Below are 12,044 nucleotides of genomic sequence, written 5' to 3' on the forward strand. Positions count from 1 at the left end.
CGTGCGGACTCCTACCGGTCCCCAGCGGCGAGCACCGATTCGATGTGCCGCAGGAGGCCCGGCCACCCCTCGCCCATGCCGTGGAACGCCGTTTTGCCCAGAGGCGAGTCGACATCGAACCCGGCGTGTTCCAGGAACAGCCGGGTGCCCGTCCCCTCGGCCTGAAGCCGCCAGGTGATCGTGGTGTCCAGAGAATCGGGGGCAAAGCTGTAGCGCAGGAGGCGCTCGGGCTCGACGGCGAGCACCTCGCACGCCTGCTGCCCCCAGGGGCCCATGTCCAGGGTGAAGCGGTGTCCCACCACCGGCCGCACATCACCGGCGGCCCACCACCGCGCGTGCAGTTCGGGGTCGGTCAGCACCCGCCAGACCGCCGCCGGCGGATGGGCGATGAACTGGTCGCAATGAATGACGGACGGCTCTGCTCCGGTCACGGGTTCTCCTCGTCGATCAGGTCGCTCAGCGCGCCCATCCGGGCCCGCCAGTAGCGTTCGAAGGGATGCAGCCACTCGACCGCCTCGGCCAGTGGGGCTGCTTCCAGGTGGTAGTAGCGGTACCGCCCCCGCGGTTCCTCACGCACCAGCCCCGCACCTCTGAGCACCGCCAGGTGCTCAGAGACCGCGGGCCTGCTCAGCTCGAACGCGCCGGCAAGATCTCCCGCCGCGCGTGGGCCGTCGCGGAGAGCTTCCAGGAGCGTGCGCCGCACCGGGTTGGCCAGAGCGCTGAACACATCTGCTGCCGCCATGCCCACCATGATGCGTCGGAAAACTCCGACACGTCAAGCGCGCGGTGACGAGACAGGCAGCGGGTGGCGGCCCTGCGGTCCGCAGCGGCGGCTCAGCCGGGCGTGACCGGGAGAACGTCCGGCGACAGTGCGCCCGCGCGGGCCGTCGCGCTGGTCATCCTGCGCTGGTGGTGGCGCCTGCACAGCACCTCGTAACCCACCTCGCCGGCCAGCTGGTTGACATCCCCCACCACGACCTGGGCGCCTTCGACGACCATCTCGCCGCCCACCGTGCGGGCGTTGTGCGTGGCCCGTGCACCGCACCAGCAGAGTGCTTCGACCTGGAGGGTCTCGACCCGGTCGGCCAGCTCGATGAGGCGCTGGGACCCGGGGAACAACTTGGTCCGGAAGTCGGTGGTGATCCCGAACGCGAAGACGTCCAGACCGAGGTCGTCGACGACCCGCGCGAGCTGGTCGATCTGTACGGGGGCGAGGAACTGGGCCTCGTCCACGATCACGTAGTCCGCCCTGCCGCCGCGGGTGATGTGGTCGACGAGGTGTGCGTACACATCCATGTCCTCATCGGCCTCGACGGCCTCCGTGACCAGCCCCAGCCGCGACGAGAGCTTGCCCTCCCCCGCCCGGTCGTCACGGGTGAAGATCACACCTTGCAGACCACGGGCCGACCGGTTGTGGCCGATCTGCAGCGCCAGCGTGCTCTTTCCGCAGTCCATCGTTCCGGAGAAGAACACAAGCTCGGGCATGAGGGGTTGAGCACCTTTCGATTCGAACGGGGGTGGGCGAGCAGCAGGAGCAGGTCAGGAACGCACTTCGAGGAGCGGAACGAGCTGTTCGACGGGGGTCATCGAGCCGTGCATGCCGACCATCGCGGACTCGTGCGGCTCCTGGACGGAGGCGGTGACCACGACGTCGTCGTGGGCGGCCGCGACCACATCGCCGATCCGGCCGTACACCCGCTCGTCGACCTGCGGGCCGAACCAGCCGGCCGCGATCGCCTCGTCCCGACTCGCCACCCAGAACTGTTCGCCGAGCACTTCCTGCCAGACGGTCAGCACATCGGCTTCGGCGCCCGGGACGGCGTACACGTGACGGGCCCGGCCCTCGCCGCCGAGCAGGGCGACGCCCGCGCGCAGCTCCCAGTCCTCGTCGAAGTCGATCCGGGACTGCTCGTCGAACGGAATGTCGATCATGCCGTGGTCCGCGGTGATGTACAGGGCGGAGCGGGGCGGCAGCTGTTCGGCGAGGCGCCGCACGAGACCGTCCACATACATCAGCTGCCCGCGCCAGGCGTCGGAGTCGACGCCGAAGCGGTGCCCCTTGCCGTCGATCTCGCTGTAGTACGTGTAGACGAGCGACCGGTCACCGGCGGCGAGCCGGTCCGCGGCCAGATCCATCCGCTCCTCGCCGGTGAGCCTGCCGTGGAACGTGCCACCGCTGAGCGCGATCTTGGTGAGCGGAGTGTGCTGGAAGGTCGGGGCGGAGACCTGCGCTGTCTGCACGCCCGCCTCGTCCGCGAGCCGGAAGACGGTGGGGTACGGCTGCCAGGTCTCCGGCGGGGTCCAGGGCTTCCAGCGGAGCTGGTTCATCAGCTCGCCGGTCTCCGGATTGCGGGCGGTGTAGCCGGGAAGACCGTGTGCGCCGGGCGGCAGCCCCGTACCGACCGAGGCCAGCGAGGTCGCCGTGGTGGCCGGGAAGCCCGCCGTGATCGGACGGCCGGTGCCCCCGCGCGAGGTGGGGAGCAGCGAGTGCAGATACGGGGCCTCGTCCGGGTGGGACTTGATCTGCTCCCAGCCGAGACCGTCTATCAGGAAGACGCAGTTCCGGTCGGCGGGGGTGAGCTCGGGGATCGCCGCCGTGAAGCCGGGCACGCCCTGTCCGGCGACGAGCGTCGGCAGCAGATCTGCGAGCGAGCCACTGCCGTACTCCGGGACGGGCGCCGTGTCGAGGGGGAGCAGGACGGGGTCCTGCCAGGCCGGATGGGCCATCAGCGGCCGGTCGCCGCGGTCGGAGCCGCGGCCGTCGCCTCGGAGAGCGACTGGGCGAAGGCGAGGGTCTGGCGCACCGTGTCGGGGCCGTCGCCGGCCTCGCTGACACGCAGGCTCAGGTCGTCGGCGGTGGAGCTGCCGGTGTAGCCGTGGTCCGCCTCGCAGTTGGGGTCGCCGCAGGCGGCGGGCTCCAGGTCGATCCGGGAGACCGCACCCCAGCCGATGGTGAGGACGACCTCGCGGGGCAGCGTTCCCGGCACGTACTTCTCGGGGTCGGCCACGACACGGCTGACCACGACCGACGAGATCCGGTCGAGCTTGACCGACTCGGTGGAGGTGGTGGCGTACGGCGACGGGGAGCTGGTGTCGGCGTTCTGCTCGTCGGTGTGGCTGACGATGAAGCGGTTGTCGGTCAGCACCAGGACCGTGACGTGCCTGCGCACCTCGTTGGAGTCGAAAGTGGTCTCCTGGTGCACCAGGTACGACGCGACCGGCTCGCCGCCGACGGCGGCCTCCACCGCCTCGGCCACAAGGGCCGGGTAGTAGCCGCTGCGCTCGATCGCCGCGCGCAGCCCCTGGGTCGTCGTACCGGTCTTCGCCATACGCACCATCCTACGGGGGGTGGATGGCTGCCGGGGACGCTGTGCGAAAGGGCCAGGGGCGGGCCGGCCAGTGGCTTCAGTAGTTGGAAAGGCGACGAGGGCCCAGGTCGGTGCGGGCAGGGGGCGGCGCCAGCCGGACGCTCGCACCGAGCACGGTCAGGCCCTGGGTGGCGACGACGACCGGTTCCAGTGCGACAGAGACCACCTCGGGGTGGTCGTCGACGAGCCGGGACACCCGCAGCAGCAGCTCTTCGAGCGCCGCGGAGTCCACGGGCGCCGAGCCGCGCCAGCCGAAGAGGACCGGGGCCGCCCGGATGGACCTGATCAGCTCGGCGGCGTCGCGGTCGGTGGCCGGTACGAGGCGGTGGGCGGTGTCGCCGAGGAGTTCGGAGGGCGCACCGGCCAGCCCGAAGGAGAGGACGGCGCCCGCGGCCGGGTCGATCGTGGCCCGTACGACGGTGTCCACCCCGCGCGGTGCCATGGACTGGACGACGGGCTGAAGCTCGCTGGGCTTGCCGAGCAGGTCGGTCAGCTCGCCGTAGGCCCGGCGCAGCGCGGCCTCGTTGGCAAGGTCCAGCCGGACGCCGCCGAGGTCGGCGCGGTGACGCAGGTGGGGTGCGGTGGTCTTGAGCGCGACCGGATAGCCGAGCCGGGCCGCCGCAGCGACGGCGGCGTCCGGGTCGGGGGCCGGGAGCGTCGGTCGTACGGTGATGCCGTAGCGGCCCAGCAGCTCGCACGCCTCGTCGTGACCGAGCGAGCGGCCGCGCGGATCGGGGTCGGGCCCGAGGAGCGCGTCGATGCGCGCGGCAGCGCCGGCCTCGTCGATGGTGTCGTCGAGGAACTCGGGCACCTTCCCGGGCACGGCGGCCTGCCGCCGCCACTGGGCGTACTTCACGGCCTCGGCCAGAGCCCGCACGGCACGCTCGGCGGCGGGGTAGGCGGGGATGCGGCCGAGGGTGGGGACGGCGGGGGTGTCGCCCGGGCCCGTGTCGGGCCGCTGCTGAGTGAGGTGATCGCCGGGGGCGGTCGGCGTGGACGGCCCGGCCGGGGCGGTCGACGGCGTGGCCTGGGCAGTGGGCGGGACGGCTCGATCGGCCGGCGCAGTCGCAGCGTCCGGGGCGGCCGGCGCGGACGCACGCGCCACCGGTGGCACCGCGGCCGTGCTCGTGGCGGCGGCGAGCGCCTCGGCCAGACCGCCGATCTCCACATGGACCACGGCCACCGGCTTGGCCGGGCCGGTGGCCGCGGCGGTGCGCAGGGCGGCCGCCAGGACCTCGCCGTCACCCGATTCCGCTTCGCCGTTCTCCCCCACCCAGGGGATCGCCGTCACGACCACCGCGTCGCAGTTACTGTCGGCGAGGGCCTCGGCCAGCGCGTCCCGGAAGTTCTGCGGGGTGGCTGCCGTGGTGAGGTCGCGGGGCGGGCGCGGGCGCAGCCCCTCGGCGAGGCAGGCGTCGTACGTGAGGAGGCCGAGGGACTCGGAGTTGCCGAGAATGGCGATCCTCGGGCCCGCCGGGAGGGGCTGGTCGGCGAGGAGCAGGCCCGCGTCGACCATCTCCGTCACCGTGTCGACGCGGATCACGCCCGCCTGCCGCATGAGCGCGGAGACCGTCGCGTCCGGGATCCGGCTGACCGGTACCGCATGGCCGGGTGGGGTGCTGCCGCTGTGCCGGGCGCCCTTCACCACGACCACGGGCTTCACCGCCGCGGTGCGTCGGGCGAGGCGGGTGAACTTGCGCGGGTTGCCGAGCGATTCGAGGTACAGCAGGGCGACGTCGGTGTCCGGGTCCTCGTACCAGTACTGCAGGAAGTCGTTGCCGGAGATGTCGGCGCGGTTGCCCGCGGAGATGAACGTGGACAGGCCCGCGCCGCGCCGGTAGAGCCCGGAGAGCAGCGCGATGCCGATGGCGCCGGACTGGGTGAACAGGCCGATGCGTCCGGGCGCGGGCGATTCGGGGGCGAGGGAGGCGTTCAGCCGTACGGCGTCGGAGTTGTTGATGACGCCGAAGGCGTTCGGGCCGATGATGCGCATGCCGTACGAGCGGGCCTGGCGCACCAGTTCGCGCTGCCGTTCCCTGCCCTCGGCCCCCCACTCGGCGTATCCGGCGGAGAGGACGACGAGTCCCTGGACGCCGTGCTCGCCGCAGTCGGTGACGGCCTCCGGGACCCGGTCGGCAGGCACGGCGACGACCGCGAGGTCGACCGGTTCGCCGATCTCGCCGATGGAGCGGTGGGCGGGGACGCCGTCGATCGTGGCCTGGTCCGCGGCGAACGCGCTGTTCACCGCGTACGTCCGGCCGGTGAATCCGGCAGCGAGGAGGTTGCGCAGGACCGTACGGCCCACCCCGCCGGGGTTGCGGCCGGTGCCGATGACGGCGACGGAACCCGGCGCGATCAGCCGCTGCACCGACCGCGCCTCCGCCCGCTGCTCACGGGCGCGCTGGACGGCGAGGGACTCGGCGGTCGGTTCGAGGTCGAGGGTGAGGTGGACGGCGCCGTCCTCGAAGCTGCGCTGCTGGGTGTAACCGGCGTCCCGGAACACCTTGATCATCTTGTTGTTGGCGGGCAGCACCTCGGCGGCGAACCGCCGGATGCCGCGCTCGCGGGCCACTGCGGCGATGTGTTCCAGCAGCGCCGACGCCACGCCGCGGCCCTGGTGGGCGTCCTGGACGAGGAAGGCGACCTCGGCCTCGTCGGCGGGGGCGGAGGCGGGCCGGCCGGTCGCGTCGATCCGGTCGTAGCGGACGGTGGCGATGAACTCGCCGCCGACCGTGACGGCGAGACCCACCCGGTCGACGTAGTCGTGATGGGTGAAGCGGTGCACGTCCTTGGCGGAGAGCCGCGGATAAGGGGCGAAGAACCGGTAGTACTTCGACTCGTCAGAAACCTGCTCGTAGAAGCTGACCAGCCGCTCGGCGTCGTCCGTGGTGATGGGCCTGATCCGGGCCGTGCCACCGTCGCGGAGCACGACGTCCGCTTCCCAGTGGTCGGGGTACGCGTGATGCGGACTCTGCTCCGGCGTGGGCTGCATGGGCAAAGCCTACGGCTCGGTCAGCGGTCGCGTACGGCTCGGGGCCGGGGCAGTCTGAGAGGGCCGAACGGCCTTGCGGCACGGGCTGCGGCACCGGGTCGCGGGTCGCGGGTCGGGCGGAACATCGCGCACCACATGAGAGACTGGTCTAGACAACCATTGATTCGTGAAGGGCAGAACCATGGCTGAGCGCCGCGTCAATGTCGGTTGGACCGAGGGCCTGCACGCCCGCCCCGCTTCCATCTTCGTCCGTGCCGCCACGGCGTCGGGCGTCCCCGTGACGGTCTCCAAGGCCGACGGCAGCCCGGTGAATGCCGCTTCCATGCTCGCGGTGCTCGGCCTCGGCGCGCAGGGCGGCGAGGAGATCGTGCTCTCGTCCGAGGCGGACGACTCCGAGGCCGCGCTCGACCGACTGGCGAGGCTGGTCGCGGAGGGGCTCGACGAGCTCCCGGAGACCGTCTGATTCCGGACTTCCCCGGCCCGTTCCGGCCGGACGCATTTCTGCGGCAGAGCCGCGGCACCTTTGACCGGGGCCGCGGCTCTTTCGTTTTCGCAAGCCGTATAGACCTCAGGACCGATCTCCGGGCCCAGTCCCGAGTCGGTTTCCGAGGCTTCCGGAGTAAATTCGGGCAGCCGAAACAAAGCCCCGCAGAATTACATCTCTTTGTATACGGCGCATGTGTTAATGACGGCCGCTCGCGGTGTTTACGGCATGTTGCGAAGTTCTCACCCGGCCGGGCCGCGGCGGGGTGGGTTCACGGCCCGGGATGCGGTCCGCGCGCCGCAGCCGGTGCGCGGCGGTGGCGCGCTCGGCGTGCTGCGCGGCCAGCACCCTGGCCCGTTCCGCGTCACCGCGCGCGACGGCGTCCACGATGGCCCCGTGCTCGGCCCAGGAATCGGTGGGGCGGGCCGGCTGCTCGACCGCGTACATCCAGGCGATCTTGTGCCGGAGCTGAGTGAGCAGCGCGATGAGTCCGGGACTGCCGGAGGCCTGGGCGAGCGTCTCGTGGAACCAGCCGCCCAGCGAGCGCAGATCCTCGCCCTCGCCCCGCCTGGCCCGCTCCTGACCGAGCCTGACCAGGCCGCGGAGGACTTTGAGGTGTGCCTCGGTGCGGCGCTGCGCGGCGCGGGCCGCACCCAGTGGCTCCAGCAGCATCCGGACCTCCAGCAGGTCGGCGGCCTCCTGCTCGGTGGGCTCGGCGACACAGGCGCCGGCGTGCCGGCGGGTGACCACGAAACCCTCGGACTCCAGGGTGCGCAGCGCTTCGCGTACCGGGACACGGGACACCCCGTAACGGCGTGCGAGCAGTTCCTCGGTGAGTCTGCTGCCGCGTTCGAAGACACCGGAGACGATGTCGTCACGGATTGCCGTGCATACCGAATGCGCCGGAATGCGCATGTCCGAACCTCCGCCTTAATCCCCGCGAAACGCGGCCGATCGACGCCTGTTCTGTGACTCTATTGCAATGCGGCTGCATTTCCGACGCCGGGTCGAAATCCATGAATATCTTTTGGTCCGAAGACGGTTCGGCAAGCGCCTCCGGCGGGGGCCGCTCCGGGTACGCCGAAGGCCCCGGCGGGAGCCGGGGCCTTCGGGGATGCCGCGTCGGTCAGACGTTGACGCCGTGGGCGCGCAGGTACGCGACGGGGTCCATGTCGGAGCCGTACGACGGCGTGGTCCGGGCCTCGAAGTGGAGGTGCGGTCCGGTGGAGTTGCCGGTCGAGCCTGAGAAACCGATCCGCTGACCCGCGCCGACGCTCTGGCCGACAGACACGCCGATCGACGAGAGGTGGCCGTACTGGGTGTACGTGCCGTCCGTCATCCGGAGCACGATGTTGTTGCCGTACGCGCCGCCCCAGCCGGCCTCGACGACCGTGCCGGCGCCGACGGCGACGACGGAGCTGCCGGAGGCGGCGTGGAAGTCGATGCCCGAGTGGCGGCCGGAGGACCAGAGGGAGCCGCTGGACTTGTAGCCGGTGGTGACGTACGAACCGGCGACCGGGAGCTGGAAGGCACCGAGGCGGGTGCGCTCGGCGGAACGGGCGGCGCGCGCCTTCACGTCGCGGGCCGCCTTGGCGCGGGCTTCGGCCTTGGCCTTGGCTGCCGCCTTGGCGTTCGCTTCGGCCTTCGCCTTGGCAGCGGCCTTGGCCTTGGCGGCCGCCTTCGCCTTGGCGGCGACCTCGGCCTGGCGCTTCTGCACGTCGGCCTGGGTGGCCACCTGGTCGGCGAGGGTGCCCTCGATGGCGATGACCTGGTTCAGGCCGGTCTCGCTGACGGAGGGGGCTTCGGTGTCGGCGGCGACCGCCGGAGAGGCCAGCCCACCGATGACGCCGGTGGTGGCCAGAGCTGCGATGCCGGCTATCTGCGCGCTCTTGCGCGTCAGACGGTTCGGGGCACGGTGCTTCCCGGTGGGGCGGGTGAACGCCATGAGGTGGCTGGTCCTTTCCTTCCTTCTCGCCTACCGGGTTAGCTGACGGGTTCGGAGCAGGAAGGTCTCCTACGGATCCGCGGGCCCCACAAGAGGCGCGCAGGCATCCGATTCACCCCAGGGACTGCGTGGGTCCCCGGCTCCCCAGGCTCGCGCCTGACGGGGACTCGGCGATAGCTGCCCGGCGCCGCGGATGCGGCATACGGGTCGGACAGCGCTGCCGACGCTAAGCGGGGGGACTTTCATTCACCAAACGGACAGGGCGCTTTGTAGCGCATCCCACAGGGCACATGGTCGGTTATCCGGCAAATAGGACAAAAGGGGAGACCCCGGCGAGAAGTGACTCGCGGGGTCTCCCTCTGTACCGATATGCGGTGATCTGATACGTCAGCCGGTGACGACCGACACCTCTCCGATGCCCAGCGCCCGGACCGGCTCCTCGATCTGGGCGGCGTCGCCGACGAGGATCGTGACCAGACGGTCCACCGGGAAGGCGCTGACCACCGCCGCGGTCGCCTCGACGGTGCCGGTCTCGGCGAGGCGGGCGTAAAGCTGCGCCTGGTAGTCGTCCGGGAGGTGCTGCTCGACTTGGTCGGCGAGCGTGCCCGCGACCGAGGCCGCCGTCTCGAACTTCAGCGGGGCGACGCCCACGAGGTTCTGCACGGCCGTCTCGCGCTCGGCGTCGGTCAGGCCCTCGGCCGCCAGCGTCCGCAGGACCGTCCACAGGTCGCCGAGCGCCGGTCCGGTGGACTCCGTGTCCACCGAACCGCTGATGGCCAGCATCGCGGCGCCCGTCGCCCCGGAGGCGGAGTCCGGTGCCGACGACCGCAGGACCTGCGCGAAGGCCCGCACGCCGTAGGTGTAGCCCTTCTCCTCACGCAGCACCCGGTCCAGCCGGGAGGTGAGCGTGCCGCCCAGGCAGTACGTGCCGAGGACCTGGGCCGGCCAGACGCTGTCGTGCCGGTCGGCGCCGATACGGCCGATCAGCAGCTGGGTCTGCACGGCTCCGGGACGGTCGACGATGACCACCCGGCCGGTGTCGTCGGCGGTGATCGGCGGGACCGGCCGGGACTCGGCACTGTTCCCGGCCCAGTCGCCGACGGTGTCGGCGAGCAACGCCTCCAGGTCGATGCCCGTGAGGTCACCGACGACCACGGCGGTCGCGGTGGAGGGCCGGACATGGGCCTCGTAGAAGCTGCGGACGGCCGCGGAGTCGATCCGCTCCACCGTCTCCTCGGTGCCCTGGCGCGGGCGCGACATCCGCGCGGTGGCCGGGAAGAGCTCCTTGGAGAGCTGCTTGGCGGCGCGGCGGGCCGGGTTGGCCTGCTCGTGCGGGATCTCGTCGAGCCGGTTGCGTACCAGCCGCTCGATCTCGCTGTCGGAGAACGCGGGTGCCCGCAGCGCCTCGGCGACCAGACCGAGCGCCTTGGCCAGCCGGGAGGCCGGGACCTCGAGGGAGACCCGGACGCCGGGGTGGTCGGCGTGCGCGTCGAGGGTGGCCCCGCAGCGCTCCAGCTCGGCTGCGAACTCCTCCGCGGAGTGCTTGTCCGTGCCTTCGGACAGCGCCCGCGCCATGATCGTGGCCACGCCGTCGAGGCCCTCGGGCTCGGCGTCCAGAGGGGCGTCGAGGTAGATCTCGACCGCGACGACCTGCTGGCCGGGGCGGTGGCAGCGCAGCACCGTGAGCCCGTTGGGCAGGGCGCCGCGCTCGGGGGCGGGGAAGGCCCAGGGCCTGGCCGTGCCCGGGGTCGGCTGCGGGTGGTACTCCATCGATACTCCAGTCGCGGCAGCGTCGGTCACTTGTCCGCCCCTTCGTGCGCGTCGGTGTCGGCGTCCGCCTCGTCGGCGGCCGCCCCCTCGGTGGACTCGGCCGGCTCGACCGGCTCGTAGACGAGCACCGCCCGGTTGTCGGGGTGAAGCTGGGCCCTGGCGGCCGCCTGGACCTCCTCCCCCGTGACGTCGAGCACCCGCTGTACGGCGGTCAGGGCGAGCTGCGGGTCACCGAACAGCACGGCGAACCGGCACAGTTCGTCGGCGCGGCCCGCGACCGTACCCAGCCGGTCCAGCCACTCGCGCTCCAACTGGGCCTGGGCGCGCTCCATTTCCTCGGGCGTCGGACCCTCGGCCGCGAACCGGGCCAGCTCCTCGTCGACCGCGGTCTCGATCTGCGCCACCTCGACCCCGCCGGACGTCTTCACGTCCAGCCAGCCGAGCGAGGGCGCACCGGCGAGCCGCAGCAGCCCGAATCCGGCCGCCACGGCCGTCCGGTCGCGGCGGACCAGGCGGTTGTGCAGCCGGGAGGACTCGCCACCGCCCAGCACGGTCAGCGCGAGGTCGGCGGCGTCGCACTCCCGGGTGCCGTCGTGCGGCAGCCGGTAGGCGGCCATCAGCGCCCGCGCCGGGACCTCCTCACGGACCTCTTCGCGCAGCTGCTCGCCGATCACCTCGGGGAGCGCGCCGTCGCGCGGCGGCTGCTTGCCGTCGTGGGACGGGATGGAGCCGAAGTACTTCTCGATCCAGGCGAGCGTCTGCTCGGAGTCGATGTCGCCGACGACGGACAGCACCGCGTTGTTGGGCGCGTAGTACGTACGGAAGAAGGTGCGTGCGTCCTCGAGCGTCGCAGCGTCCAGGTCGGCCATCGAGCCGATCGGGGTGTGGTGGTACGGGTGGCCCTCCGGGTAGACGAGGGCGGTCAGCTTCTCGAACGCCGTGCCGTACGGCACGTTGTCGTAGCGCTGGCGGCGCTCGTTCTTGACGACGTCCCGCTGATTCTCCATGGACTCGTCGTCGAGCGCGGCGAGCAGTGAGCCCATCCGGTCGGCCTCGAGCCAGAGGGCCAGCTCCAGCTGGTGCGTGGGCATCGTCTCGAAGTAGTTGGTGCGTTCGAAGCTGGTGGTCCCGTTGAGGGAGCCGCCGGCCCCCTGCACCAGTTCGAAGTGTCCGTTCCCCTTGACCTGTCCGGAACCCTGGAACATCAGGTGCTCGAAGAGGTGAGCCAGACCCGTGCGCCCCTTGACCTCGTGGCGCGAACCGACGTCGTACCAGAGGCACACCGCGGCGACCGGGGTCAGATGGTCCTCGGAGAGCACCACGCGCAGGCCGTTGGCCAGACGGTGCTCGGTCGCTGTCAAGCCGCCGGAGCCGGCCTGGGCTGTGGCCGTGTGACCCATGGGCATGTACGTCCCTTCGATCGCGATACTGGATTTCCTGCGAGACCTGCCACTGTAAGCAAGCGGACCGACACCTGGCGAAGTT

11 protein-coding genes and 1 riboswitch are annotated in these 12,044 nt (G+C 71.7%); of the genes, 1 reads left to right on the forward strand and 10 read right to left on the reverse strand.

Annotated elements, in window-relative coordinates:
• Positions 1 to 11 precede the first annotated feature (11 nt).
• From OHB49_RS12545 to OHB49_RS12570, 6 genes are all read right to left on the reverse strand, one after another.
• The gene (locus tag OHB49_RS12545; protein WP_329160282.1) at positions 12 to 431 is read right to left on the reverse strand and encodes an SRPBCC family protein; all 420 of its coding nucleotides are present in this window, start codon (positions 429 to 431) and stop codon (positions 12 to 14) included.
• Complete coding sequence (locus OHB49_RS12550) at positions 428 to 751, reverse strand: ArsR/SmtB family transcription factor (protein ID WP_329160284.1); 324 nt, start codon at positions 749 to 751, stop codon at positions 428 to 430. The genes OHB49_RS12545 and OHB49_RS12550 overlap by 4 nt, the downstream gene beginning before the upstream one ends.
• Positions 752 to 834: 83 nt before the next feature.
• Positions 835 to 1,485, reverse strand: a complete 651-nt coding sequence (locus tag OHB49_RS12555; protein WP_030974021.1) for a thymidine kinase — start codon at positions 1,483 to 1,485, stop codon at positions 835 to 837.
• Between the two features lie 54 nt (positions 1,486 to 1,539).
• Positions 1,540 to 2,727, reverse strand: a complete 1,188-nt coding sequence (locus OHB49_RS12560) for an alkaline phosphatase family protein (RefSeq protein WP_329160286.1) — start codon at positions 2,725 to 2,727, stop codon at positions 1,540 to 1,542.
• Complete coding sequence (locus OHB49_RS12565; RefSeq protein ID WP_030974026.1) at positions 2,727 to 3,329, reverse strand: DUF5998 family protein; 603 nt, start codon at positions 3,327 to 3,329, stop codon at positions 2,727 to 2,729. The genes OHB49_RS12560 and OHB49_RS12565 overlap by 1 nt, the downstream gene beginning before the upstream one ends.
• A 76-nt stretch (positions 3,330 to 3,405) precedes the next feature.
• On the reverse strand, positions 3,406 to 6,360 hold the full coding sequence (locus OHB49_RS12570; protein WP_329160287.1) for a bifunctional acetate--CoA ligase family protein/GNAT family N-acetyltransferase: 2,955 nt from the start codon (positions 6,358 to 6,360) through the stop codon (positions 3,406 to 3,408).
• Positions 6,361 to 6,541: 181 nt separating this feature from the next.
• Between OHB49_RS12570 and OHB49_RS12575 the strand changes: the two genes are divergently transcribed.
• Complete coding sequence (locus tag OHB49_RS12575) at positions 6,542 to 6,823, forward strand: HPr family phosphocarrier protein (protein WP_030927219.1); 282 nt, start codon at positions 6,542 to 6,544, stop codon at positions 6,821 to 6,823.
• 219 nt (positions 6,824 to 7,042) lie between these two features.
• Here OHB49_RS12575 and OHB49_RS12580 read toward each other — a convergent pair whose 3' ends face one another.
• The 4 genes from OHB49_RS12580 to OHB49_RS12595 form a co-directional block, all read right to left on the reverse strand.
• Positions 7,043 to 7,759 (reverse strand): GntR family transcriptional regulator, encoded by a 717-nt coding sequence (locus tag OHB49_RS12580; protein WP_329160291.1) that lies wholly within the window; start codon positions 7,757 to 7,759, stop codon positions 7,043 to 7,045.
• A gap of 211 nt (positions 7,760 to 7,970) precedes the next feature.
• Positions 7,971 to 8,789, reverse strand: coding sequence for a M23 family metallopeptidase (locus OHB49_RS12585; RefSeq protein ID WP_329160293.1), 819 nt, complete (start codon positions 8,787 to 8,789; stop codon positions 7,971 to 7,973).
• A gap of 13 nt (positions 8,790 to 8,802) precedes the next feature.
• Positions 8,803 to 8,972, reverse strand: a riboswitch (cyclic di-AMP (ydaO/yuaA leader).
• Between the two features lie 204 nt (positions 8,973 to 9,176).
• Entirely contained in the window at positions 9,177 to 10,559 is a 1,383-nt protein-coding gene (locus tag OHB49_RS12590) for a M16 family metallopeptidase (RefSeq protein WP_030974034.1), read from the reverse strand.
• A 26-nt stretch (positions 10,560 to 10,585) separates the two neighbouring features.
• The gene (locus tag OHB49_RS12595) at positions 10,586 to 11,965 is read right to left on the reverse strand and encodes a M16 family metallopeptidase (RefSeq protein WP_030974042.1); all 1,380 of its coding nucleotides are present in this window, start codon (positions 11,963 to 11,965) and stop codon (positions 10,586 to 10,588) included.
• Positions 11,966 to 12,044 lie beyond the last annotated feature (79 nt).

This window comes from Streptomyces sp. NBC_01717 (genome assembly GCF_036248255.1).
Lineage (GTDB): Bacteria > Actinomycetota > Actinomycetes > Streptomycetales > Streptomycetaceae > Streptomyces.

Excerpts from the sequence above, each read along its gene's own strand:
- OHB49_RS12550 (WP_329160284.1), bottom strand. The coding sequence starts at position 751 with ATGGTGGGCATGGCGGCAGCAGATGTGTTCAGCGCTCTGGCCAACCCG.
- OHB49_RS12555 (WP_030974021.1), bottom strand. The coding sequence starts at position 1,485 with ATGCCCGAGCTTGTGTTCTTCTCCGGAACGATGGACTGCGGAAAGAGC.
- OHB49_RS12560 (WP_329160286.1), bottom strand. The coding sequence starts at position 2,727 with ATGGCCCATCCGGCCTGGCAGGACCCCGTCCTGCTCCCCCTCGACACG.
- OHB49_RS12565 (WP_030974026.1), bottom strand. The coding sequence starts at position 3,329 with ATGGCGAAGACCGGTACGACGACCCAGGGGCTGCGCGCGGCGATCGAG.
- OHB49_RS12570 (WP_329160287.1), bottom strand. The coding sequence starts at position 6,360 with ATGCAGCCCACGCCGGAGCAGAGTCCGCATCACGCGTACCCCGACCAC.
- OHB49_RS12575 (WP_030927219.1), top strand. The coding sequence starts at position 6,542 with ATGGCTGAGCGCCGCGTCAATGTCGGTTGGACCGAGGGCCTGCACGCC.
- OHB49_RS12580 (WP_329160291.1), bottom strand. The coding sequence starts at position 7,759 with ATGCGCATTCCGGCGCATTCGGTATGCACGGCAATCCGTGACGACATC.
- OHB49_RS12585 (WP_329160293.1), bottom strand. The coding sequence starts at position 8,789 with ATGGCGTTCACCCGCCCCACCGGGAAGCACCGTGCCCCGAACCGTCTG.
- OHB49_RS12590 (WP_030974034.1), bottom strand. The coding sequence starts at position 10,559 with ATGGAGTACCACCCGCAGCCGACCCCGGGCACGGCCAGGCCCTGGGCC.
- OHB49_RS12595 (WP_030974042.1), bottom strand. The coding sequence starts at position 11,965 with ATGCCCATGGGTCACACGGCCACAGCCCAGGCCGGCTCCGGCGGCTTG.